The organism is Companilactobacillus huachuanensis (assembly GCF_005404815.1).
Classification (GTDB): domain Bacteria; phylum Bacillota; class Bacilli; order Lactobacillales; family Lactobacillaceae; genus Companilactobacillus; species Companilactobacillus huachuanensis.
The window spans coordinates 12980-39165 of sequence record NZ_BJDF01000021.1; the positions used below are offsets into that span (position 1 = coordinate 12980).

Here is a 26186-nt window from a genome sequence, read left to right on the forward strand (position 1 = left end):
GACAGCAGAGACCTTGATTCGCACCGGTCACTGAGCAGGCTCAAGTACTTCCCTGACGACCGGAGACAGAAACCTTATCCTTATTCTAGCATAGTGTAACCGTTTTACTGATACTGTATTGTGTCTATATTTTTTCAAAATAGTAAAAGTGTCTAAATATAGGCTAATATACAAAAATTGTCTCTTGTATAAATACTCTAATGATTTTATGATTGTCACAGTATTTTCAGAAAGTATTTATGTGATATTCATGTAAGGAGAAATAGGGCTATGCAAAAGAAGTTAAGTCGCTATATTATAGCGTTGGTCGGCTGGATCATTGTGGTGGTCATTGCACTTGTGGCAATGCCAAATGTTTCACAGCTGGTTAGGAATAAGGGAAACTTCACTTTACCTAGTTATGCCGAAAGTCAGAAGGCTTCCAATATTGAAAAAAAGGCCAATGGTAATAAGTCTGTTCGGACGTATACGGTCGTTTTTAAAAATAATAGTGGTAGTAAGCTTTCGTCGTCACAGTCGGATAATATCAATGACAAATTAAATGAATTGAGTAATAAGAAATTGCTCAAGATCACGAATGTCATGGGTCCAAGCGATAACGCTGAAACTAAAAAGCAATTGATTGCTAAAGATAAGACGACACAATTGGCTCAAGTAACTGTTAAGAAGAACAATTACATTGGCCAGCAAGTCAAAGATTTACAGCAACAATTGAATGTTTCGGGCGTGCATACTTATGTAACTGGTGTCGATGCGTTGAATGATGCCTTTTCAACTGTAACTGAAAAGGGGATTCAAAAGACTGAAGTTATTGCGGTGATATTCATCTTTATCGTTTTGATATTGGTCTTCCGTTCTCCAGTTGTGCCACTGATTTCCTTACTGAACGTTGGGGTAGCGTTTGTTACTTCATTGAGTATCGTTATGAATCTTGCACAAAAAGTTAACTTTCCAATTTCCAACTTTACCCAAGTTTTCTTGGTCGTGGTTTTATTTGGGATTGGGACTGACTACAATATTTTGCTTTATAATTACTTCAAAGGAGCGTTGGCTCGGGGACTATCGGCTAAAGAGGCTTCACATGATGCCCAGATTCACGGTGGTCGAACGATTCTTTACAGTGGATTATCAGTTTTCATCGGCTTTTCAGTTCTAGCATTAGCCAAATTCTCGTTCTATCAAAGTGCCGTTGGTGTTGCCATTGGTATTTTGGTTCTACTAGCAGTTTTGTTAACGCTCAATATGTTCTTCATGCAGACGTTAGGTGCAAAAATGTTTTGGCCTAGCAAGGTCAGTGCGGAAGGTGGTAAAAGTCGAATTTGGTATGGCCTATCTAGATCAGCTTTAGCATACCCAGTCGTTATGCTAGGAATTATTGCAATTTTTGCAGCGCCATTTTTCATCAATCAAGATTCAACTTTGAATTTCAATAATGCTGATGAAGTTCCAGATAGTTATCAAGCTAAGGCCGGTTATCAAATTATTCAAAAACACTTTAGTAAAGGTATGTCAGCTCCAGCTACAGTTGAAATCGAAAGTAATTCGAAGATGACGACTCAGGCCAAATTGGCAGCCATTGATGATTTGACAACTTATTTACAAAAAGAACCTGGTGTTAAGACCGTCACTTCTGCAACTGAACCTGGTGGCAATAAGATTCAGAGTATGTATCTCAAGAATCAATTAGTAAGTATTACCAATGGTTTGACGACTTCAACCAAAGGGCTCGAACAAATTAAATCTGGTTTGAATTCGGCTAGTTCGCAATTGCAGAGTTCAAACATTAGTGGTAGCACTGCTCAAGTTCAACAACTTGCTGACGGAACTAGTCAATTACAAAGTGGTGCGCAACAATTATCCAGTGGAATCAATGAATATACTGCTGGCGTTTCAAGTATTAATAGTGGCGTGCAGAGTGCTAATAGTCAGTTACCTGCTTTGACAAGTGGTGTTTCTACATTAAATAGTAGTTCGACACAACTTGCTTCCGGAATGTCACAGCTACAATCACAGGTTAGCGCTTTGTCAGGTCAAGCTACACAATTATTAACATTGATGCAAGCTTCTGGACAAGATAGTACGGCAGCGGCTGGTGAAATTTCACAATTACAAAGTTCAATTAGTCAATTGAGTGCTGGCTCAACAGCTCTTTCATCCGGAATTTCTCAATTATCTGGTTCAATGCCTGGTTTAACTTCAGGAATGTCAACTTTAGCCAGTGGTACCAATACTTTGAATTCAAGTAGTTCAACATTAACTTCTGGTGGACAAAGTGTTGCTAGTGGGGCAACGACGGTCAACAGTGGTGTTCAGCAAATGAATACTCAGTTGAAACAAATGTCAGCTCAAGTTACACAACTAGAATCTGGATTAACTTCAGCAAATGATGGCTTAGATACTTTGGCAAAGGGTAACACGACGATGAAGACCTACTTGGACGGATTGCGGACATCGTATGTTGGCGACACATTCTATTTACCAAAAGATACGATTAAGAGTAAAGCCTTCAAGCCAGCACTTGATGCTTATATGAATGATGATCGAAAGATTGCTTCATTAACGATTGTCTTCAAGGGTGATCCTAATAGTGACACAACATCTAAGGAATTAAAGACGATTCAATCTGATATGAAAGCCAAATTAAAGCATGGTCCACTCAAGAATGCAAAGGTAGCAGTTGGTGGACAAACTTCTCAGAATAACGATTTGAGAACATTAGCCAATGGTGACTTTGGTCGGACCGCAACAATTATGACCATTGGTATCGGTATTGCTTTAATTGTGGTAACGGAATCAATTTTACAACCGATGACAATTATTGGAACGTTGTTGTTGGCATATGAAGTTTCAATGGGATTAACACGACTCTTCTCGAAATTTGTACTTGGAATTAATATGTTGAGTTGGAATACACCATTCTTTACCTTCATTATGTTAATGGCATTAGGCGTTGACTATAGCATCTTCTTGATGATCCGATTTAAAGATGAACCAATGCCGGATTTGAAAGATCGGATGTTAAATGCAGCAACGTCAATCGGAACAGTTGTTATTTCAGCGGCAATTATTTTAAGTGGTACGTTTGCGGCGTTAATGCCATCTGGTGTTACAACGTTGATTCAAGTAGCACTAGGCGTTATCTTTGGTTTGATAATCTTAGTTATTATCTTGCCATTGACCTTGTCAGCCTTGATTAGTTTGACTACTTGGCATGATAAGCGAATGTTTAAGGTTAAGAAACCTAAAGAAAATAAGGAAGCAGCTGCGGTTGATTCTAAAGAATAAAATAATAGCTTGTTTCATCTTATTGGGATGAAGCAAGCTATTTTTGGTGTTGGGGTATGCCGCCTCTGGCTGACGGGGAAAAACAGTTCTGCTATGGGGACCGGTACGAGCCAAAGAGCGGTCTCGAACCTCGATTTTGAACTTCGCAAAGTACACGAATTTCAAAAATCGTCCCGTGGTGTAATGGCTAAAGCCATAACGCCACCTTCATTGTAGACTGTTTTTCCCCGTCGGCCGGAGGCTAGTTTTTGGATATGATGTTTTATTATTATGAAATCTTGGCATTTATCGTTTGAAATGGGCTTTTAGTTATTTCCTATAATAATGAAATATATCGACAATATTTTATTGCTAGAATATTTGGTAACCATCATACTATGGATGCAACTTGTCGATGGTGGTAGCTGACTCTGAGTAAAGCGAGGTGAAAACTATGGAAACATAGTGAATAACTTTTATGAAAGAGATTAGCTGTTGTATTATTTAATAGCGCTCATAGTTTTGCTAGGTGTTATGAGAACAGTCGTTAAACAGTCCAATGGGCTGTTGTCTGATCTGACACACCTAGTCAGGGCATGGAAAAGATTTAAAAAGACGCTAAAAAAATAAGCCATCAAAGACTTTGACAGGTCGTTGGCTTATCTTTTAGTCGATTAACTGGCTACCACTTTCGTGGAGTTGTGGCGGCGGGCCTTCTGTGGTGGTCAGTCGCCTTTTTAGTACAGTGATATTGTATCAGGTTAGTTTGATAACAGCAATAAAATAGAAGCATATTTTGGTAGTGAATCGAGGTGAAAACTATGGAAGCATAGTGAATAACTTTTATGAAAGGAATTAGCTGTTGTACTATTTGATAGCGCTCATAGTTTTGCTAGGTGTTATGAGAACGGTCGTTAAGCAGTCCAATGGATTGTTGTCTGATCTCACACATTTAGCCAGGGCATGGAAAAGATTTAAAAAGACGCTAAAAAAATAAGCCATCCTTGACCTGACCGTCGATTGGCTTATCTTTTAGTTGATTAACTGGCTACCACTTTCGTGGAGTCGTGGCGGCAGGCCTTCTGTAGTGGTCTGCCGTCTTTTTTAGTACAGTGATATTGTATCAGGTTGGTTTGATAACAGCAATAAAATAGAAAAGTTATTTCGATATTAGTAAAATTGAATTGTCGTCTAACACAATATGTTTCAGCTGGAACTGGACACTAATCATGGCAGTGATTTCACAAAGTATGTTAACCTAGAATAAGAAATTTTCATGAGAGGGGTTTTATGAAGAACAAAGTTGTTCGTAATTTCTTAATATTCATTATCTTCTGGTTGGCAATCATGATGGGGATGAACGCCATGCACAAGCAACCACTATTTTACAATTTTCCATGGGAAGTGTTGTTGATTTTCCTATTAGCGTTGATTCAAATCGTAACTGAGTATCAACGTAAAATCGTTTGGAGCATTTATTTTGTAGTTTTCTTTATCTATATGTTACTGGTTGGAGGCTACACAAACTGGACATCGTTAATTATCTTTGCCATAATGTCAGTCTTTATGACCGCAATTACGTATTATATTGGTAATCAATTCAAAAAAGGCGAACCGAAAAAATGAAAAAACTATTCTGGCTAATTGTGACCTTGAGTTTACTATTGATGGCAGGTTGCAGTGCTAAAAATAATGACACTAAGCAGCAGGAACAACAGCTTCAACAGATGATTCAAAAGAATCAAAAAGTTTGGAATAAGCAAAAAAAATCGGCCGTTAATATTGATCATAAAGGTTATGCACCGTTCATTTCACAGGTTCCCGTGGGTTACAATGACGAAGATATGACGCTGTCACATTTTAAAAATGGCAGTAAGTTAGTTGTCAAAGCTCAGGTTGTCAACTTGGAGCAGGAACGTAAGTCTTTAGTAACTGAAACCAAGGCGACTATTTATATTGAAAAGGTTATCTCTGGTAATAAAGCCTATAAAGGTAGAACCATTAAAACTGAGTTTTCTGGTGGTTTGAGTACAGCCAAATATCAATTGACTTCGATTGAGGGTAATTATGTCGGAGCAAAATTTGGCGTGAAAGATCCGAAGACACCAGTTTATCTCAGTAATCCCAATATCCCAATGCCAAAGATTGGTCAAAAAATAATTGTTGGGCTCAATAAATTTCATTCTGAAAATGAGACTGAGAAGAAGATGTATCAAAAGAATGGTTTAACAACCAAGAACTTTTTCGTCATAAGTAATCCTGAAGTTACTTATTGGGTTCAAAAAAATGGAGAATTTCAGTTAAATAATCCAGCCTTTTATAAAGATGAGAATAAGCAAGAATATCCTAATTTAAATAAGATAACTAATTATTTTAATAAATAAAGGTTTAGAGTTTAGTTAAGGATGCCGTTTCCAGAGCTGAGAGTATTCAATTGCTGCGCGGAACGGCCCGAGCCTGGGAAGCGGTCTCGAACCTCGGTTGAAGCCTCGCAAAAACCGCGAGTCTTCAACACGCCCGGTGGTGTAATTGCTAAAGCAATAACGCCACTATCGCTGCAAATGAATACTCTCAGCTCTTCCAACTAATTTTTTTATGGCAGGAACAATAAATGAAGACTTCTGATTATTCGAATTGAGTAGCTCTAGGCATGTAGTAATAAAAGGTATATCAAATTATCACCTTTCAATTTTCAGCTATTGAATTTAAAATTCACAATAATATTAATCAAAAAGAGAAACTGAATATTTTTTTATTCAGCTTCTCTTTTTGATTAAGGGGAGGTTCGAACTTGCATGAATTAAAAATTAGAATATAATTAATTTTAAACATCATAAATTAGAAACATGAATCTTAATTTGATTATCGATCCAAGACTTTATGAACTAATCACCTATATCCATATACAAAACTAATGTTTCTAATTATTTAAAAGAATCATAATATTAAAAATATTATAATTATATTCTAATTTAAGAGGGCGCCCCATGGATAAAATAAAAAAACAAATTTATTTAGCAACGTCGGCATCATTTGTATCAGGTTTTGGAAATGGTATGTTCTCATTTGCAATTGATCTATATGTTTTACGAAAATCTTCATCGCCTTTATGGTTTGCCGGGACGCAAATAATTTCACCATTGATTGCCTTCTTTCTATCAAGGAAGATAGGTAACTTGATAGACAAATATCCTCATAAAACTATTCTCAAGTGGGCATATTTGTGTGAGTTCGTAGTAACCATGTGTTATTTCTTCCTATTACAACTGAAAATCGTTATGTCGAAGAAGTTTTTGATAACTTTGGTTGTACTTGTTTTTATAAATATCCTTAATTTAGTCGAACAGACGGCTTATCAGTCATCGGTTATTAACTTGGTGCCGGGAGAAAAAATCCAACGATTGAATTCCTTACAACGTTTGGCTTCATCGTGTTCCCAGATTTTTTCACCAGCACTCGGAGCAGCTATATATTCGTTGTTAGGAATCTATAATATGATATCAATCAGATTGGTTACAGTAGTTGTTTCCCTATTTTTGATATTAGGTATAGACTTTCAAGCATCCGTCGAATCGGAACCAGATATTGAATCAGATACTAACGAAAGTCATAATTTTAAAATATTAGAAATTTTACGTGGAAATCGGGTCTTATTGTACGCAATTACAATGTCCATAGGAGTGAATATATTTTTAGCAATCTCCAATATTGTACTGCCATTTATGATGGTGCATGTTTTGAAATTTACAAACGGGCAATATGGATTGCAACAAACAATGGTCGGAGTTGGATCTATTCTGGCGGGAATCGTCCTATCATTAACGAAAAATATTAAAAATCCCATTCGTATGAGCATGTTTGCAATGATAAATATCTCCATTTCATTAATGATATTTGGAAGTACTGGAATTTTAAAGACACCACATTTAATTAATCTACTAATTTTCTTCGTTGTATCAATTATTATGGGTGCATCATTAGTATCAATGGAAATACCGATGAGTACATATATGCAGTCTTCGATTCCTAAAAATATTCAAGGAAGAATTTTCTCATTCGTCTTTGGGGCTTCTCAAATAGCAATGCCAATTGGAACAATTATCGGAACAGTTTTAGTATATAAACCCTTTATGCTTCTAGTGATTAGCGGAATCCTGATGATGATGTTTGTATTGATTAATTATTGGCGGAATGGGAAAGTAGAATAATATTTAAAGGTTTGGTAAGTATGCCGTTTCCAGAGCTGAGAGTGTTCAATTGTTGCGCGGAACGGCCCGAGCCTGGGAAACGGTCTCGAACCTCGGGAAGCCTCGCAAAAACCGCGAGTCTTCAACGCGCCCGGTGGTGTAATTGCTGAAGCAATAACGCCACTTTCGCTGCAAATGAATACTCTCAGCTCTTCCAACTAATTTATTTTCTCATGGCAGGAACAAATAAAATGAAATCTTTTGCTTATTTAAATGGATTTGTTCTATGCCTGAAATAACAATGGTTATATTGGATATTCAACTTTCAAACCTTAGTCAATATTAAAAATGAATGATTAATTAGTCGGAGTGAGAGAGAGGTTTTCCACCAGCAGTGATAGTGGTGTTAGGTCGGTGATTTTCCGGCCTTACAGCAGGTGGAAAACCTCCCTCTCACGGAGACGGCCCAACAATTTAAATTAGTATTAAACCTCATCTGAATATCAGGAATAATTCATTTATAGTTATATAATTACTGTGATTACATTTAGATGGAGGGATTATTTTGAAAAAGAGTACATCATTATTATTCAGTGGACTTCTAGTTTCAGGTATGGTTTTAGGCGCTGTTACAACACCAACAACAGTTCATGCTGACAATACTGCAACTACACAAGCTGCAGCAACTGTAACTAACAATGTTAGATTTGTTGACCAAGATGGCAATTTTATTGCTAATAAGAGTTTGCAAGGTGTTAAAGGTGCAGCTATCACATTTGCTCCAGATGGCTATGCAACTCCTACAAACAACACAAATATCTTTGGCGATGACAATGCCACCGTTACAGCAACTGTAAACAAGATGGTTTCTGTTAAAGTTAACTACGTTGATCAAAACAGTAAGCTTGTTAACTCTGAAGTTGTTAATGGAGGCGTTGGCAATACTGTTAAGTTAACTGATTTACCAGCAGGCTGTAACTGGGTCAACGATGCTGAACAAACGATTACATTAGTTGAAGGCAAGGAATACAACGTTCCCGTTACTAAGAAAGTTTTCAATACAGTTATCTTCAAGACTTCTGATAATACTGAAGTTGGCCGTGCTGAAATCTTTGGTGACAAAGTTGGCGATGCAATTAATTTAACAACAAGTCAAATTCCTGCTGGCTACAAAGCTGATACAACTAGTTTGACATTACAAACAGACAACAATACGCAATTCATTACCGTAACAAAGAATGCTGAAGCATCAACAGGCACTGTTACAGTCAATGATAAAGCGGCACAACTTTATTCAATTTATGGCAATGCTATCACAGGCCGTACATTGGACGCTAAATCATCATGGAAAATTTTTGATACTAAAGTTATCAAAGGTAAGACATATTACAAAGTTGCTACCAACGAATGGGTTGAAGCTAGTGATGTTACCGTTAATAACGATACAACAGATGGCGTAACACCATTTACAAGTAACGTTACAACCGGTGGAGTAGTTTCAACATTGTACGACAAGACTGGTAAAGCATTATCAGGACGCGCCTTGGGTCCAAACACCGCTTGGAAGACAGCTGGTAAGATGGTTTTGAATGGTAAAACTTATTATCAAGTTGCAACAAATGAGTGGGTTGATGCAAGTACCGTTACCGTTGCTGGAGAAACAACAACCGATACAAACGTAACACCATCAAAAGGAGTTGTGACAATCAATTCAAACGTCGCTAATCTTTATACAAAAGGTGGAGTAGCAATTACAGATCGTGCTTTAGGACCTGGTACAAAGTGGCAAACAGCTAATAAGATGACTCTTAACGGAGAAACTTATTATCAAGTTGCAACAAATGAGTGGGTTAAGGCAAGTAATTTAAAGTAGAGAGTGGAGCAGGCCCGGGAATTTCCGAGCATTTGCGTAGCTTCACGAATTATCCGCGTACCTTGCGGATGATTTGGGAAGCTATGCAAAGCGGAAGAAATTGGCCTGCGGAACTCGTTTTAGAGCCACCGCATATATAATTAACCAAAAAGGCATCAATCCAATTGTAAAAAATTGAATTGATGCCTTTTAATATATTAACTGAAGGCTGAAATAAGTTTCAGATTTAATTTATTTAAATAACAATAATTACAGGTAGACATTACTATTATAAAAAAATTAGTCGGAAGGGCTGAGAATATTTACCTGCTGTGGGAGTGGCGTTACGGCTTTAGCCGTTACACCACCGGGCGATTTTGGAGACTTACCGGTCTTTGGTAAGTCTTCAAACAACCGAGGTTCGAGACCGTTTCTCAGGCTCGGACCGGTCCGCATAGCAGGTGAATGTTCTCAGCACTGGAGACGGCGGCATAGTATTAAACCTTATAAGAATCAGCCACCCACTCCTGAGTAGCAACTCGATGGTAAACAACTCCATCAACAACTTTCTTCTGGTCAGTATACCAAACCGAATTATTACCCAAAGCACGATTTCCGATGGGAACAACTTGATTATCAACATTGATACCAACTAATGGCACGAAAGAACCGTGAGCATTATTAACTTTGATAACATGATCACTTTGACCATTAACATCACCATAAGTTTTCAAATTATTATAGTAAGTTTTGATTAAATCATTAAATTGATCCATATCATAACCCCAAGTACTGAAGTAATAGACAGGATCCTGATGAGTAGTTTCATGCCAAGTATTGCTGACTTGGGCGTGAGAGACAACTGTTTGACCAGGAATATCTGGTAAATTGTATTGAATCAACTTCGAAGCAATGTAATAAGCATCATTTGAAAGCGAACGAGCAAAAGCATCGTAGGAGTTGACCCGACAGAGTTCAACTTGAACGTAACGAGCATTGGCAGTTGGACCGGCACCCCAGACAGCATAGTCGGTATTATGAATATTGAGAATCTCACTGTCATCGACAAAAGCGTGAACGTAGGTTTCCAGAGTAGGCCAGTGAGCATTGAAACGGTCTGTAAATTGTTGAGCCGTAACATTAGCCTCTGAAGTTTCATGAACCACGATACCCTCAGGATGACCAATACCCTTGCGGTAACCAGTCCATTCGCTGAAAGTTCCTTCTTGATTTTGAATTGTAACCGGTTTGATTTTGTTAGAAATGATGTAATCGTTAATTTTTGATGCAGCTTTGACGGTTGTAGCATGAGTCAAACTAAGTACTGAAAATAACATTATAAAAAATGTGATTGAAAATAATTTCTTTTTAGTGATAATGATTCCCCCTATAAATACCAATATTAAGGGTAACATAGTAGGAACTAAGGGGATTTTACATAATTGTTACAATGAAAAAATTACAGAAAAAAAGGAAGGTAACTAGAAGTCATCTTCCTAACATATTAGTAACTAAAGGTTGAAAGTTTAGGTAACTATGCCGTTTCCAGAGCTGAGAGTATTCAATTGCTGCGCGGAACGGCCCGAGCCAGAAAGCGGTCTCGAGCCTCGGTTGAAGCCTCGCAAAACCAGCGAGTCTTCAACACGCCCGGTGGTGTAATTGCTGAAGCAATAACGCCACTTTCGCTGCAAATGAATACTCTCAGCTCTTCCAACTAGTTTATTTTTTTAATAACGGGAATAAAATGAAGATTTCTGATTATTTAAATAAATTAACTCTAAGCCTGTGATAGCAATGGCTAGATTGATTTTTCACCCTTTAACCTTCAGTTAGTAGGCTTGAGCGGTTTTTTTAGAACGCAATTTAATGGGATGAAGAGCATGTAAAGCATTGTATAGTCCCAGACTACCAACAACGGCAATCACTGGTAAAAATTCGATTCGATAGCGACCTTGAACTTCAATTAACAATTGAACAACCGCAAAAGCCATCAGTGGTAACAATAATAGATATAAATTATCATTAAATTTAGTTTTGAAGAGTGCAAGCGATCCAAGCCATGAGAAGGTTATCAGAATAATTGAACCAACGTATGCCAAAAAATTAATTCGATCTACTGTTTTGATGGAGTGAGTCATCCGTATATTGGCGGCGTCAGTTGCCATTGTTCGACTGGACCAAAGTCCTTGTGTCTTGTGAATGAAGAGTGGTACCCAAGCATGGTTTTCATTGAGGTAAGCAATTTCTTTATGTAACTGAGCTTTCTCAACTTTACTCATTTGTTTACGAGTTTTGTCAGGATTGATCAATTTATCCATGTCTGGCGAGTAAGTCCCGTTAGATTGGTAATTTAAACCAGTAACGAATTTCCATTCAGGGTCATTGTTAGTTAAGCCATAGGCATTGATACCACTAGCTTTGATACCCCAACTTGAGAGTGAAAATAGCACAAAATAAATTATAAGTGTTAATAAAACTTTTAGTGTGGCGTGATAATCCTTGTTCTTTAATAGTAGATAAATCAATGCATAGACGACGATACCCGCAATAACAACTGGTCCAATCGGACGAATCAAACATCCACCAGTTAAAGTTATTCCCGCTAAAATGTAATATTTTAATTTGTTTTGCATTATTAAATAGAAGGTAACTAGGTAGAACAACGAACCAAGATATTGGTTACTTGCTTGACTGTTTAGAGCAAACCAGTCGAGGTCAATCATCAAAATGAGAATTGAAAGACGTGCCATTTTGATATTGTTAAATATTTTCACAACGAATAGGTAGGTGAAAAGTAGTATCAATGCTTGATAAACGACATTGAGAAATTGAATAGCAAAAATATGATAACCAAATATTTTAGAAATAATCATAGCGTATACAAAGTAGCCCGATTGATAAGCATATTTTGAAAAATAGTCATTGTCAGTTTGATAAAGTGGATCCCCAATTTTATAATCCAATAGTCGATCCCAGAAGTTACCGAAATCACTGAGTTGGATCGATGGGACCTTAGAGATCCAAAAGAGTGCCATTATCATAAAGACTAATAACATTGAAATGACTACGAGCCAGTTGAGCGTGTGGTCATCTGTTTTGATTCTCGTTAATCCATAGCCAATTAGGATAATCAGCATGATAAAGACCAGACCAATAACTACATTGTGAACATTTTGGAATAGAAAATTATGGTAGTAGAAGACCAGCATCAGTAGGAATGCTGCGGTTGTGAATATGGCGACGCAAGCTAGAATTGTTTTGTTGATGATAGTTTGGAATGTTTCGATAATGTTTTCCCCCTTAAATGACAAAAGCAGCCTATGAACGGGCTGCTTTTTGTTTTAAAAAATTAGTAGATTATTTGCCATTACCGAATTGTGTGTATTCCTTAGGAACGTATTCATCAGTAGCAATTTGATACATAATTTGACCATTGATCATGGCTGCACCAGATGTCTTCCAAACAGAACCAGTTTTAAGAACTTGGTTACTTCCGGAAATTGATGAGCCATCCAAGTGATAACCTAGAACACCATAACCTTGGGTGTAGTTGATAGTAACAGTACCATCGGCACCAACGGTAGTATATTTCATAGGGATATATTCATTAGGAGATACTTGATACATTTCTTCGCCATTAATTACTTTTGAACCAGCAGTTTGCCATTTAGTTCCGTCAATGAATGTCTTGTTAGTTCCACCGATTGAAGCACCAGAATCATTGTAGGCAAGAACACCATAGTTTTGGACGTACTTAATAGTGATTACTGAAGTATCAACAGCATTATGTGGATATTCTGTTTGATTGAAAGCTTCTTGATCCCAGCTTGTTAAACCATCTGAAGCAATAATATTGTTCAAGACTGAAGCGTAATTTGTGGCGGTAGCATAACCGTCAGCTTTTACTCTTGCTGTGGCGGTTTGATAATCTTTAACACCAACTAAGTTGCTATATCTAGGTGTTGTCCCTAACAAAGCATTGTGATCTTCAATACTTTCTTGGAATGAGCCATATGTTTTGAAGGTGGCTGTAATGTAGTAAACATTTCCGTTAGCATCTTGTTCAGCAGTTCTCCATGATTGTCCGGGAGTTCCTTTGATACCAAAGAGGTTATTGAAAGGAGGTTGAGATAATCCACTTGTACCATTACCTGATTCAAGAACAGCTTGAGCAGCAGTCAAAGAAGGTAAAATTTTGTATTTTGTCCATCCTTCAATGGCACCAGCTTTGATTTGTGATAAGAAATCAGAATCAGCAAGTGAAGGTAAAAACCATGAGTTTATATTAAATCCTGAATCATAATATCCAGGTCCCATCTCACTATTAGTTGAAACAGCAGTTTTATCTTCTTGGGTATCGGTTGTATTGGAACCAGTATTGTCGGATGTTGTGCCTGTAGTAGATGCTTGGTTGTTGTTGACAACTGTGCCATCCTTTTTATCAGTAACGGTTGTCGTTGCAGCTGTATCCCCAGTTGTTTCAGCAGCATTAACAGTTGTTGTAGCAATGGTTGAGCTAAGTGCTAAACCTACTAGAGCAATTGAACTGTATAATTTCATTCTTTTATCCATTTAAAACAAATCCCCTTTACTATTGTTAATAGATTATATACTACTACGAGATTTTAAATAATAAAATGGGATATCACCAAAAATTCTAACTGGTAAAAGATAACTTGAAAGTATAAAAAAGGCTGCACTCGTATGAGTGCAGCCGGAAGTTTACCTATTAAGATGTTTTCTTAATTCAACTAATTTTCTACGTGAAATGTCACAGGAAGAACCATCTTTAAATACCAGTTTGGAGCGTTTATCGTCGATAGATTCGATGTTGGCAGGATTAACCAAAATACTTTTGTGAGCACGATAAAACTTCGGCAATCTTGCTGCAATTGATTGTAATGTATCTGGCATGTTAGCGGTATCCTTACTAGAATGCATGATAACACTATGTTTGTATTCCAATGATTCAAAATAATTGATTTGATTAGTTGGGATAACATAAGGTTTAGGACCAAATTCAAAAGTGTCAACATTACGTTCAGTTATTGGAACCAATCGTTCTATTGCAACATCTAAATCTTGATATAATTTTTTCTTGATGGCTTTAAGACCGATTTCTTTGGAAATATAATCTAAGGGTTCAACCTTGCGGTCAAAAATTAGGGTCATCAGTTCCTCATGGGTAGTGATAAAAACGATTTTGGCGTTCGAATCCAACTTTCGAATGCTAGTTGCTAAGTCAATGCCCTTGATTCCAGAATCTGGAAACTCTATATCAAGTAAAAAAAAACGAATAGCGTCATTCTGATTATCCATGTAAATATTAACGTCGCGAGGATTACCGGTTGAAATGGAAACCTTCATTTCAACTCCTGGATGTTCATTGATATAACTCTTTATTATCAAATTATAGTAAGTTCTGAGTTTATCATTATCTTCACAGATTATTATATTAAGTAACATTATTTGCCTTTCGATATTGTTATGATAGTTGAATAATAGCCGTTGTCGTTTTCAGTTTGGATTATAAAGTCTTTATTTGAATCTACAATATCCATGAGTGATGCGAGCCCTAAACCACTGTGATTTTTCTTTGTAGTATAACCCGATTTATAAACGTTGTTTGTATTGATAGAATCATTGGACTTTACGTTATTTTTTACAACAAATTCAAGGTAATTATCAAATGAAATGAGCGCAAAATCGAGCTCAGGGTTGTCAGTTTCGAGACAAGCATCAATGGCATTATCCAATAATATTCCTAGAATTCTAGTTATATCAACGGAATAGTTAGATGGTATCTGTGCATCTTTGTCTACTTCAAAATCTGTCTTGATATTTTTACTCTTTGCTTGCATTAATTTTGAAATCAAGATTCCTTTGACTAATTTATCATCTAATTTATACAAAGCAGTTAGATGATTATCGGATTCAATATTGATCTGCTCATAATTTAACAGTTTTTCCACAGATGATTTTAAGTCCTTGTCATCCTTGTTGTTGATGGAAGCGGATAATGATAGCAATAAATTTTTATAATCATGTTTAAATTTACGCAGCTCGTCATTACTTTTTTCTAGTTCCTTAATGTAAGTATCACGTTCTGATTCTTGCTTTAGTTCTAAGTTTGTTCGTATTCCTTTTACATGACTATAAATAAACATTGAGGTACTGGTACTAATAAAAATAATTGTTATAAAAATAATAATTACAGTTAATTTTAGATAAGTTTCATCCATATTTATATATTTTGTGAGGCTATCTAAAGATAAATAAAATATGTTTAATATAATCAATGACACTAAAATCGATATTTTAACTAGCAGATCGTTTAGAAATTTGCTAAAATCAAATTTCTTGAGTGTTATTTTATAGATTGCTAAAAATGTAAAAGCTAGTAAGTAGTTCAAAAACGTAAGTAAAACAAACAATATTATTGATTGAATTGAAGTTTTAGGATTAGACAGGGTAGGAAGAATACTAAGTATTAATATAGATCCCATTCCTTGCGTAATTGTCACCAGAAATAAAGAGAAAGCCCAACTTATTAATTTGTCTATTACCTTATCTTTTGATTTTATACATAAGAAGGAAGCAATAATAATAAGGAAAGAGCTTAAATTTGGAAAACTGGAACTAAACACATCGAATACTGTAAAACAAATACAAATAATAACCGACAGTATATAGTTTAAGTGATTTTTTGATTTTGGTAGAATATGAAAATAGATTATAAATAAAAGAAATGAGCTTAGAAAATCATTTATTATCCATGCAATATTGTAAAATGGTATTGCCATTAATACCACTTAATACCCCAATGATTTCCGCCACCAATAAGAGTTTCAAAAATATTTAACATAATTATAATTCCTCCATTAATAATATATTTATTTAAACAATACTAAAAATTGTAACATAAAAAAACTTGTATAATATAGGAAATGTATAAACGGTAAAATATATTCATGAATGGTATACTGGGTATTAATTTGAATATTCATTGTTGAGGTAGAAATATGTTTTTGGGATCAGTAATTTATGATAAAAGACGTAGTTTGAATTTAACTCAGGGAAACCTGGCTAAGGGTATTTGTAACCAAAACACCATTAGTAAAATGGAAAAGCATAGTATGACGCCACAGATAGAAGTGTTGGTTCAAATTTGCCAGCGTTTAAATTTGACGTTGAATGATGTTTTCAGTGACTTTTCCGGTGATATTGAGCAGGAAAAGGTTTTTGTTTTGGATGATATTGAAGAGAGTATCCTATTAAAGGATACTTTTAGAATTGATGACAAATTATCTTTAGTTGAGAATGATATTAGCCCAAAGGATAGAGTCCAATTTAATTTTGTTAAGGGGCTCCTAGAATTCTTTCGGTCGGATTTTGAAATAAGTACCTTCAATTTGGATAAGGTTTTGCAGGGCACAAAATTAGATAATGATGATATCTATACTTTGATGTCATATTTGGTTAAAGGGATGATTTGTCTTGAACAAAAGCATTTGGACATGGTCGCATATTATTGCAAGACGATATCTGATGCGTTGCAAGAGAATTTGAATATTGCCAATGCAAATGTAATAGAAGTGCTTTTTTTATGCAAATCTTTGGGCAATATGTATACCGAAATTAATCAACCTGATTTTTCGATTGAGGTTTCCAAACGTGCGATTGAATATGCTAATGAAAGACATTCATCATATTTTATTGATGAGTTAAATTATAATATTGCTTTGGCTTTTAAATACCAATCGGATCAAGTTGAAGAGTATGAAAAATATAAGAATATTGCTTACTATTCTGCTATCTCTTTGAATCATCCTGATTTTCAAAAGTTAATTGAAAATGATAATGTTAAATAAATAGTTAAGATTCATATAATTGATAGTGGTAATAATCTTCCAAGTGTATAGTGGAAATCGTTAAAGGGAATTCTTACAAAGGGAGAGTTTACTATGCAAACGTTGGATCAATCGAAGTCATATTATCGTCGAATTACAGTAATCGATATTGTAACTTTGTTGATGATAATCGGCTTGATGTTTATTGCAAATGGATTTTTAATGTCATTACTATTAATAATTGTTTATCCATTCAGTCATTCAAAAGTTTTAGTATCGGATATTAGGGATAAGGATATTAAGATTTGGGTTCGGAAGATGGACTGGGACTATTATTGTAAGGAACATAGGATTGGTCGACTGATGCAGTATAGATCCCAAAGTACGGTTCATATGAAACAGGCTTAGCAGACTTTCGGGTCTGCTTTTTTTTATGCTCTGAAGGAGTATAATTAAGTTAATAAATCTTGTAGGGGGATATATATTATGAAAAAAATGACAACGTATTTAGCAATGTTTGTTGGTTTATTATTTGGTGCCGTTAGTTTGGCAAATACGACTACAGTTAAGGCTGATTCACCATTGCCCGCTGGTCGCTATAGTTTTGCTGTAACTAACAAAGCTCAAACAACTGATATGCAGGGTAATGTCACTTCAACGGTTTTGGACGCCGGTTCTGTTTGGAAAATCAACAGTGAATATACTCATGGTGATCAAACATATTTCCAATTAGCACCCAATTTGTTAGTAAATCAGAACGATGGTTATATGTATCTTCCAAGTGTTGGTACTTTAACGATTAGCAGTAAAACTGTTGCACCACTGTATGATCACAATGGAAAGTTAATTACAGACCGTGCCTTATCACCAAAATCATCTTGGTACACAGATAGAACAATTTTTCGCGATAAAATGACGTTTTACCGTGTCGCTACTGATGAGTTTGTTTCATTAGGTGATGCATTGAATTAGAAATAGGGATTCATAAAAGAAGCGGACTCTATGTCTGCTTTTTTTTATCTTCAAAACCCTATAATTATGGTGATAAATATTAATGGAGGTCTTTAATATGAAAAAGATTATGATGTATTTATCATTATTAATTAGTTTATTATTTGGAACATTAACATTAGCAAATACAACGACAACCAAGGCTGATTCGACGTTGCCCTCAGGTCGGTATGATTTTGCAGTTACCCAAAGGTCCCAAACGACTGATATGCAAGGTCGCGTGACTCCAATTGTTTTGGACGCAGGAACCGTATGGAAAGTTAATAGTGAGTTCTATCACGGAAATCAAACATATTTTCAATTGGCACCCAATGTTTTAGTTAACCAAAATGATGGGTATATGTATCTGCCGGAGGTTGGAGATTTAACAGTGATCAGAAAAACTGCAGCACCCTTATATGACCACAATGGCAAATTAATTACTGATCGCGCATTAGCACCTGGAAGTGTTTGGTATTCAGATAGAGCAATTTTTGTTGACCATATGTCATTCTATCGAGTTGCTACTAATGAGTTTGTTTCAATTGCTGACGTTAATTAAAAATTTGAAATTATAAAAACAAAATTGGTATAGGTTCAATGATTCGGAAACGAATCGTTGGACCTTTTTTATATTAAAAATAATTTTACTTGTTGAACGCTTACTGTGACAACCATATGTTCGTGTCAAGAGAAAAATTTGCTGTTATCCACTTGAAATTTTCACCGTAGTTTAAATTGAAAAAATCATTGCTAAGTCTGTAAGTTCGATATTAGAATAGTAGTTGCGACTTTGATTTATCGCTTTGAATCTGAAAGGATTCATTAAGTTACAAATGGTATTTTTTTGATTTAAATTGCCGAAATGACGGTACTCAGAATAGTCTGAAAATGTAATTAATAATAATTAGCCACTACATATTGTTATTGAACTCATTTGAAGGTACTATATATTGTATTAGAAAAATGTGTGGAGTGATTATTAATGGATGTAATTAATAAAGTTATTTTATCTGACGAATTCGTCAATGAAGTTAAGAAGACGATTAAGCCCCACTGGGGTGAACTAGGCTGGGTCACATACAAACGTACCTATGCGCGTTTTATCGACAAGCTTGGTCGGACTGAGAATTGGTCCGAAACTGTTAAACGTGTGGTCGAGGGAAATATCAATCTTGATCCTCGTTTGAAAAATTCTAATTTAACTGATGAACAATATGCCGGATTAGTTGAAGAAGCAAAGAGTTTATACAAATTGGTCTATGGTTTAGCTGCCACTCCTTCAGGGAGAAACCTCTGGATTTCTGGAACTGAATATCAACATCGTAACGGGGATGCTCTGAACAATTGTTGGTTCGTTGCTATCAGACCACAAAAGTATGGTGACAGTCACATTGTCCCTAATTATCTTCAAAAAGAGCAACTCGCTGTTTCAATGCCATTTTCATTCATGTTCGATCAATTGATGAAGGGTGGCGGTGTCGGCTTTTCTGTCGTTCCTAGCAACATGAAGTTGATGCCTGTAGTTGATAACAAGGTTGACTTAACTGTGCTTATTGGCAAGGAGAGTGCCTCATACAAGGATTCTATTGCCACTGGTGCAATTGACCGTGATGATTGGTTAGCAAAGCATGATATTGCTGACACCCGTCACTATACATTGCCAGATACACGTGAAGGTTGGGTCGTTGCCAATGCCAATATGATTGATACTCACTTTGACGATACTAATGATGGTTTCAAAGATGTTGTCCTTGATATTACGAATATTCGTGCCAAGGGTGAAAAAATCAAAGGTTTTGGAGGAACTGCTTCAGGTCCAGTACCTTTGATTGAAATGTTCTTTGATATTAATGAAGTTTTGAATAGTGCTGTGGGTCGTAAGTTGACTTCAGTTGACTGTACCGATATGGGTAATTTGATTGGAAAAACTGTTGTTGCTGGTAACGTTCGTCGTTCGGCTGAATTAGCTTTGGGCGGTTCAACTGATGATGACTTTATCACTATGAAACAGGATCAAAAGAAACTTTATCACCATCGTTGGGCTTCCAATAATAGTGTGGCCGTTGATTCAGAATTCAATCGTTATGCTCCAATCGCTGATTCAATTACTCACAATGGTGAGCCCGGAATTGTTAACCTTGAATTATCACGTAATTACGGACGTGCTATCGATGGTTATCAAGCTGGAATTGATGATGGCGTTGAAGGAACTAATCCTTGTGGAGAAATTTCATTGGGTAATGGTGAACCATGTAACTTGTTTGAAATCTTCCCATTGATTGCCACTCAAGAGGGTTGGGATTTGAAAGAAGCCTTTGCATTAGCTGCCCGTTATACAAAACGTGTTACTTTTAGCAACTATGACTGGGAAATTTCACGTAATGTTATTCAAAAGAACCGCCGAATTGGTGTCTCAATGTCAGGTATTCAAGACTGGATTTTGACCACTTTCGGAAATCGTGTTGTGACTGGTTTTGAACCTACCACTGATCCTGAATCTGGAGAAACTGTTCAAAAGCCTATCTATGATCAACGCGTTGTGAAGGAATTCGATGGCTTGTATCAAACTGTCGTTGAAGCTGACAAGGAGTACTCTAAAGAACTCGGATGTAAGGCATCAATCAAGCACACAACTGTTAAACCATCAGGTACAGTTGCCAAATTGGCTGGTGTTTCCGAAGGTATGCATTTCCATTATGCTGGTTACTTGATTCAAAGAATTCGTTTCCAAGATTCCGATCCATTGTTGCCAGCTTTAAAAGCTTGTGGATATAAGATTGAACCAGATGTTTATACCAAACATACAATGTGTGTTGAGTTCCCAGTTAAAGCGGCCAACGCTGATGACCCTAACTTTGCATCTGCTGGATCAGTTTCGATTGCTGAACAATTTGCGACTCAAGCTTTCTTACAAACATATTGGTCCGATAATGCGGTTAGTTGTACTATTACATTCCAACCAAATGAAGCCGACCAAATAGCACCATTGATGTACCAATACAGACATGTTACAAAATCAACTTCACTCTTGCCATATAGTGGTGCTGACTTTAAACAAGCACCTAAGGAACCAATCGACAAGAAGATTTATCAAGAACGTGAGTCAGAAGTTAACGAAAATGTTGCCGCTGTCTTTGCCAAACAAAATGACAATCACGATAAGAAAGATATCGAATTAGTTGATCAATCAGACTGTGCCGGTGGTGCATGTCCTATTAGATAACTGTTCAATGCCGCCTCCGGTCGACTGTGATGATGTAGCCTGCTATGCGACCGGTGCGAGCCAAGGTCTCGCACCTCGATTTTGAGCTTCGCAAAGTACGCGAATCTCAAAATGCGTCGGTAGTGTAAGAATGGAAAATCGCCATTCTAACGCTACTTGCACAGCTGTCTACATCATCACTGTCGACCTCCGGCTAGGTTATCTTGATATTTGAATGTAAAATTAAAAGTAAGAAACTCATGATAGTTAGATTTATTTCTAATCATCATGAGTTTTTTTGTTGTTCTAAGAATTTTTTACCTTGCAAGCGAAGTGATTAAATTTATTTACTAATTTGTTTGAATAGCAAAAAATTACAATGGGACATTCTTATTATTACAAAAACTAGTTGGAAGAGCTGAAAGTATTCATTTGCCGCGAAAGTGGCGTTAGGACTTTAGTCCTTACACCACCGGGCGTGTTGGAGACTTACCGTTTTTTGGTAAGGCTTCAACCGAGATTCGAGACCGCCTTTCGGCTCGAATCGTACCGCGCAGCATATGAATACTTTCAGCTCTGGAAACGGCATAGCCCATATAATATATTATTCATAAAAGCGTTTACAAAAACTGGTTAACATAATTATTATAACGTGTAATAATGATATTAATGACATAAGTGTGTTTACACAAATTTACCCGAGAGGAGCTGTCTTTATGTGTAGGCGGGGAAATATTCAGCGGTTGATGCTTTTTCTAATGGCACTAATGGCTTTTTTGTGTTTTGCTCAAAAAACTACTGTTGTACAAGCATATTCTGACGGTGATGTTTTGAATAATCCACCGATTAAAGGTCTATCGGTAGAAAAATACTTTACTCCTGGTGATTTCACAGGCAATAAAGCCAGTATTATTTCTAATACTAACGCTGACCAAATTGTTGGTTTAACTAATGGTGCCAATCAGACGAGTGCTATTTGGAGTAACAACGATGATAATTATTTGAATATCGATCAGAAACAGACGCTCTCCATGTGGGTTTATTTTGGTAGCCCAGATTATTCCAAGGGATGGTCTATTCCTGATGGGATGGCTTTCGTACTTCAAAATGATGGTCCTAATGCAATTTCAAATATTAATGGTAATGTAAATTCTGGCGAAACTTTGGGTGTCTGGGGATCAGATTATAATTCGTTGACCGCTGTCGGTGATACTAGAGTTGGTGGTGTACCTACGGTAAAAGAACAGGCCATTCAAAATAGTTTTGCGATTGAATTTGATACATACACTAATCACTATAATAATGGAAAACCAGTTAGTTATTTTGATTATAAAACTAATGATACAGTTGCTGATTTGCCTTCAGCAAAAGATGCTTTTGACTACTTACCATATAATCATGATACAGGGGATAATGCATATATATATAATAAGAAAGATGACCAATATTCACATATTGCTTGGAATTATCCTGCTAGAACATCATCTTATGAACAATTAAATACTGCAAATCCACCAAAGTCTGGTTTTCTTGGTATAACTTCTGGTAAGTCAATCATAGCGTTGATTCATCATATGGGAACTAATAATGCTGACGAAAATGGTAACAATGTATATCTTCAAAAGGAATCGACAAATAGTCAGAATCCGGTAGATTCATGGCGTCATGTGACAATTCAATATACGCCACCTGCTTCGGGTAGTAACAATGCCACGTTGACCTATAAGGTTGGTGACAAGAACCCCGCAACCGGCGCTGCTCAAAAGCCAATGACAGATGTAACCATAGATAATTTGGATATGACTGCTTTTAACATGACTGCCGGTGAAAATAAACTCAGATATGGATTTACTGCTGCAACCGGAGCTGGTGCCTCTACAACTAGTGCTGCAATTTTTGAAACTATGCCTTCTTTGGTTAACGCTGAGGTCAATGCCTATACAGTGGATAAAACCACTAATACCAGAGTTTATCCACAAGCAAAAGACGAATATTCGCCAGCTTTGCCAAATCAAAATGATAATTTGATTGATACTGAGTCATTGGCTATGACTGAAGCTAAAAAGATTCATCCCGATGATGATTTATCATTGAATTACCTGTTTCACTATATAACAGGTGAAAAGCCAGCTTCTGGTATGACTGAAACTATTAACATACCAACGAATGTTACGCTTAAAACTGACAGTAGCGGTAATATTGGTAAAATTCATTATATTAGTAAGAACAGTAGTATCAAGGATAAAGATGTCGATGTTCCAGCGTCTGACTTAGTAAATGGGGTTCTGACATGTAGTATGGACAACGAAATTGGTGATCTTACTGGAGATAACTGGGAGTATGCTCGAGTTGAGTTGAATGCTACAGCAGATGAAATTCCATCAGGTTCAACCAGTTTGACCGTTCCAGCAACAACCGCCAAATTCTCGAATGAAAACTACGAAGCTCAAGCAGTTTCGACGGCTTTTGATATTGTAAAGCCGGCTGATACTTTGATTATCACAGCAACCTCTCCTTTACAAACCGACCTGCAATTAGGTCAAGGCACTACTTTGACAGGGGACGTTTCACTTAAGAGCGGCGATACGATCAGTTCCACCGACGAGATGTCTATTCGAACAACGCTTGATGATAATGAACCGCAAGTCAGCAAGGAAACTGGCACTGCTAATGACAAATTCAGTATTCCTATGATGGCAGAAGATTTGCCTGATGGCCAACATACTGTGAGAGTTCAGGTAATCGACAATAATTTTCAAACTGCTGATGGGACAGATACCTTAACTTCGAATGAATTGGTCTATGAAATCAACGTGTCAGCCAAAACAATCGTCGTTACACCGGACAAAACTGAGGTTGCAGTGACTGACAATGAGCCAATTACGCTTGCCGGAACATATCAGCATTCAGATAATACTTCGACAACCGCTGAAGATGGTAATTCAACTATTTACTATACAATCACTAATCAAGACGGAACCAAACAAGATCCAGTTACAACAAAGAGAACTAATGACGGTAAATACAGTTTTACTTTGAAACCATATGCCTACGATAAGACTGCAGACATGGCACTTTCTGATTACACAGGTAATACCGGTCTAAAAGTGGGAACGAATATCGTTGAAATCACAGTTGTTGACGCCGATGGGCATAAGTCCACCTCTCCAACAGATGTTACGGTCAATGTACCCGATATAACACCAACCTTGACAACTAGTGATCCTGTCAAAAATATCATTCAAGGGACGGAAATTGAACTTTCCGGTATAGTCGGATATGATGGCGATTATAAAGTGACACCAAGCAAATTAACGTGGTATATCAATGCCAATGGGCACAATACAATCAACAGTTACAGTGGTGATACACCAGCAGCAACACCGCAAGAACAAGACTTTACCATTGATCCGACAGCTAATGGGATGACCGATGCTACTAAGCAATATACCGTTTCGATTTACTATACCGATCCATATGGCCGTGAGTCAGCACCACAAAGCTATACAGTGAATATTATTGAAAAAACGGCCATGTTGGAGAGTACAAATTATAAATTTAAGAATATCAATGCAAATTCCGGACAGCGATTAGTAGGACGTGATGGAACGTGGGACTTACAAGTAAAGAGTGTCATGACACCATGGACCTTGACTGCTAAGGCCAGTAAGATGGTGATGGGAGCTGACAGCCCCAATCCAGTTGACCTCGATGGTCATTTGATATTTATTTCAAAAGACAGTATCATGCATAATTTGAACGAGCAAACATTTATTCAAAGTGATTCTGATGTACCTGGTAGTGAAACAACCAATATTGCGAAGAACTGGCAAGCAAATCAAGGCATATTATTGGACGTTGATTCCGGAATCGTAGCAGGAAAATACGATGGCGAAGTCGAATGGACTTTGGTAAATGGTGTTTAATAGTAGGTCTCTAAAGGTTAAAAGTATGCCGTTTCCAGAGCTGAGAGTATTCAATTGCTGCGCGGAACGGCCCGAGCCAAAGAGCGGTCTCGGACCTCGGTTGAAGCCTTACCACAAACCGGTAAGTCTCCAACACGCCCGGTGGTGTAATTGCTAAAGCAATAACGCCACTTTCGCGGCAAATGAATACTCTCAGCGCTTCCAACTAGTTTATTTTTAACCTTCCAACCTTAAATTATAATCAACTCCAAATTTCTATTAGTATTTATACGAAATAGATTAGTGGTATCACATTTGATGAAATAGAATGTGATACCACTATTTTTTGTTTATTTTTTAAAAGTTAAAATTTAAATTTTTGAACAATCATTATATAAGTAATAGAATCAGTGAAAATGATTCGAGGTGATTATTATTTGAGCATTATGAATAAATTAATATCGCGGTTTCAAACACTGATGTATCAAGGCTTATGGTCAAATTAATCAATTCTATATAATTACCATAACTTCGAATAAAATTTGGATTATTTCCAGTTCATTACCTTTAGATATACATAAGGTATTTCAAATGATTCATAGAGACAGTCAACCAATCAGAGGCAAAGCAAAACATTAGCCAGCGGGTGAGAGATAGTCTTCCAGCAGTGCAAGTGGTGTTAGAGCTTTAGCTCTTACTCCACTGACGTATTTTGAGATTCGCGAACTATGCGAAGCTCAAAATCGAGGCGCGAGACGAGGCTGCTGAAAAACTATAGTATTTTTTTAATAAGGATTCATGGAATTCAAAAATGGCACGTTAATTGATGTTTTCAACCAATTAGCGTGCCATTTTTTCTATTATTTACTTATTTTCTTTGCTTTTTTCCTTTAACAATTGTTGGATTCGTTTCATATTCACACAAAAAATCGT

16 protein-coding genes are annotated in these 26186 nt (G+C 36.6%); 11 read left to right on the top strand and 5 right to left on the bottom strand.

Annotation, left to right across the window (positions count from 1 at the left end; genetic code table 11):
* Positions 1-270: 270 nt before the first annotated feature.
* The 5 genes from FFM71_RS11055 (at position 271) to FFM71_RS11075 (ending at position 9324) form a co-directional block, all read left to right on the top strand.
* Complete coding sequence (locus FFM71_RS11055; protein ID WP_137612236.1) at positions 271-3285, top strand: MMPL family transporter; 3015 nt, start codon at positions 271-273, stop codon at positions 3283-3285.
* A gap of 1269 nt (positions 3286-4554) precedes the next feature.
* Positions 4555-4890, top strand: coding sequence for a hypothetical protein (locus tag FFM71_RS11060; protein WP_137612237.1), 336 nt, complete (start codon positions 4555-4557; stop codon positions 4888-4890).
* Positions 4887-5648 (top strand): hypothetical protein, encoded by a 762-nt coding sequence (locus tag FFM71_RS11065; protein ID WP_137612238.1) that lies wholly within the window; start codon positions 4887-4889, stop codon positions 5646-5648. The genes FFM71_RS11060 and FFM71_RS11065 overlap by 4 nt, the downstream gene beginning before the upstream one ends.
* Before the next feature lie 603 nt (positions 5649-6251).
* The gene (locus tag FFM71_RS11070; RefSeq protein WP_137612239.1) at positions 6252-7472 is read left to right on the top strand and encodes an MFS transporter; all 1221 of its coding nucleotides are present in this window, start codon (positions 6252-6254) and stop codon (positions 7470-7472) included.
* Between the two features lie 544 nt (positions 7473-8016).
* Entirely contained in the window at positions 8017-9324 is a 1308-nt protein-coding gene (locus tag FFM71_RS11075) for an SLAP domain-containing protein (protein ID WP_137612240.1), read from the top strand.
* Between the two features lie 476 nt (positions 9325-9800).
* On the opposite strand, the gene FFM71_RS11080 is transcribed toward FFM71_RS11075, so the two are convergent.
* The 5 genes from FFM71_RS11080 to FFM71_RS13470 form a co-directional block, all read right to left on the bottom strand.
* Positions 9801-10640, bottom strand: a complete 840-nt coding sequence (locus FFM71_RS11080) for a peptidoglycan recognition protein family protein (protein WP_223876535.1) — start codon at positions 10638-10640, stop codon at positions 9801-9803.
* Between the two features lie 492 nt (positions 10641-11132).
* On the bottom strand, positions 11133-12614 hold the full coding sequence (locus FFM71_RS11085; protein ID WP_223876536.1) for an ArnT family glycosyltransferase: 1482 nt from the start codon (positions 12612-12614) through the stop codon (positions 11133-11135).
* Between the two features lie 46 nt (positions 12615-12660).
* A complete protein-coding gene (locus tag FFM71_RS11090; protein ID WP_137612241.1) occupies positions 12661-13875 on the bottom strand; it encodes a glycoside hydrolase family 73 protein in 1215 nt (404 codons plus the stop codon).
* A 150-nt stretch (positions 13876-14025) separates the two neighbouring features.
* Complete coding sequence (locus tag FFM71_RS11095; protein ID WP_137612242.1) at positions 14026-14769, bottom strand: LytR/AlgR family response regulator transcription factor; 744 nt, start codon at positions 14767-14769, stop codon at positions 14026-14028.
* Positions 14769-15545, bottom strand: coding sequence for a sensor histidine kinase (locus FFM71_RS13470; RefSeq protein ID WP_223876537.1), 777 nt, complete (start codon positions 15543-15545; stop codon positions 14769-14771). The genes FFM71_RS11095 and FFM71_RS13470 overlap by 1 nt, the downstream gene beginning before the upstream one ends.
* 780 nt (positions 15546-16325) lie before the next feature.
* Between FFM71_RS13470 and FFM71_RS11105 the strand changes: the two genes are divergently transcribed.
* The 6 genes from FFM71_RS11105 (at position 16326) to FFM71_RS11130 (ending at position 25274) form a co-directional block, all read left to right on the top strand.
* Positions 16326-17174 (top strand): helix-turn-helix domain-containing protein, encoded by an 849-nt coding sequence (locus tag FFM71_RS11105; RefSeq protein WP_137612244.1) that lies wholly within the window; start codon positions 16326-16328, stop codon positions 17172-17174.
* Between the two features lie 93 nt (positions 17175-17267).
* Positions 17268-17561: a hypothetical protein gene (locus tag FFM71_RS11110; RefSeq protein WP_137612245.1), complete on the top strand. Its 294-nt coding sequence runs from the start codon at positions 17268-17270 to the stop codon at positions 17559-17561.
* Positions 17562-17639: 78 nt separating this feature from the next.
* Positions 17640-18125 carry a hypothetical protein gene (locus FFM71_RS11115; RefSeq protein WP_137612246.1) on the top strand — a complete coding sequence of 162 codons (486 nt, stop codon included), beginning with the start codon at positions 17640-17642 and terminating at the stop codon, positions 18123-18125.
* 97 nt (positions 18126-18222) lie between these two features.
* Positions 18223-18705 carry a hypothetical protein gene (locus FFM71_RS11120; RefSeq protein ID WP_137612247.1) on the top strand — a complete coding sequence of 161 codons (483 nt, stop codon included), beginning with the start codon at positions 18223-18225 and terminating at the stop codon, positions 18703-18705.
* Between the two features lie 423 nt (positions 18706-19128).
* Entirely contained in the window at positions 19129-21369 is a 2241-nt protein-coding gene (gene nrdJ, locus FFM71_RS11125; RefSeq protein ID WP_137612248.1) for a ribonucleoside-triphosphate reductase, adenosylcobalamin-dependent, read from the top strand.
* A gap of 737 nt (positions 21370-22106) precedes the next feature.
* Positions 22107-25274, top strand: coding sequence for a hypothetical protein (locus tag FFM71_RS11130; RefSeq protein WP_137612249.1), 3168 nt, complete (start codon positions 22107-22109; stop codon positions 25272-25274).
* Positions 25275-26186 lie beyond the last annotated feature (912 nt).

Excerpts from the sequence above, each read along its gene's own strand:
- FFM71_RS11055 (WP_137612236.1), top strand. The coding sequence starts at position 271 with ATGCAAAAGAAGTTAAGTCGCTATATTATAGCGTTGGTCGGCTGGATC.
- FFM71_RS11060 (WP_137612237.1), top strand. The coding sequence starts at position 4,555 with ATGAAGAACAAAGTTGTTCGTAATTTCTTAATATTCATTATCTTCTGG.
- FFM71_RS11065 (WP_137612238.1), top strand. The coding sequence starts at position 4,887 with ATGAAAAAACTATTCTGGCTAATTGTGACCTTGAGTTTACTATTGATG.
- FFM71_RS11070 (WP_137612239.1), top strand. The coding sequence starts at position 6,252 with ATGGATAAAATAAAAAAACAAATTTATTTAGCAACGTCGGCATCATTT.
- FFM71_RS11080 (WP_223876535.1), bottom strand. The coding sequence starts at position 10,640 with ATGTTATTTTCAGTACTTAGTTTGACTCATGCTACAACCGTCAAAGCT.
- FFM71_RS11090 (WP_137612241.1), bottom strand. The coding sequence starts at position 13,875 with ATGGATAAAAGAATGAAATTATACAGTTCAATTGCTCTAGTAGGTTTA.
- FFM71_RS11095 (WP_137612242.1), bottom strand. The coding sequence starts at position 14,769 with ATGTTACTTAATATAATAATCTGTGAAGATAATGATAAACTCAGAACT.
- FFM71_RS13470 (WP_223876537.1), bottom strand. The coding sequence starts at position 15,545 with ATGGATGAAACTTATCTAAAATTAACTGTAATTATTATTTTTATAACA.
- FFM71_RS11105 (WP_137612244.1), top strand. The coding sequence starts at position 16,326 with ATGTTTTTGGGATCAGTAATTTATGATAAAAGACGTAGTTTGAATTTA.
- FFM71_RS11110 (WP_137612245.1), top strand. The coding sequence starts at position 17,268 with ATGCAAACGTTGGATCAATCGAAGTCATATTATCGTCGAATTACAGTA.
- FFM71_RS11115 (WP_137612246.1), top strand. The coding sequence starts at position 17,640 with ATGAAAAAAATGACAACGTATTTAGCAATGTTTGTTGGTTTATTATTT.
- FFM71_RS11120 (WP_137612247.1), top strand. The coding sequence starts at position 18,223 with ATGAAAAAGATTATGATGTATTTATCATTATTAATTAGTTTATTATTT.
- nrdJ (WP_137612248.1), top strand. The coding sequence starts at position 19,129 with ATGGATGTAATTAATAAAGTTATTTTATCTGACGAATTCGTCAATGAA.
- FFM71_RS11130 (WP_137612249.1), top strand. The coding sequence starts at position 22,107 with ATGGCACTAATGGCTTTTTTGTGTTTTGCTCAAAAAACTACTGTTGTA.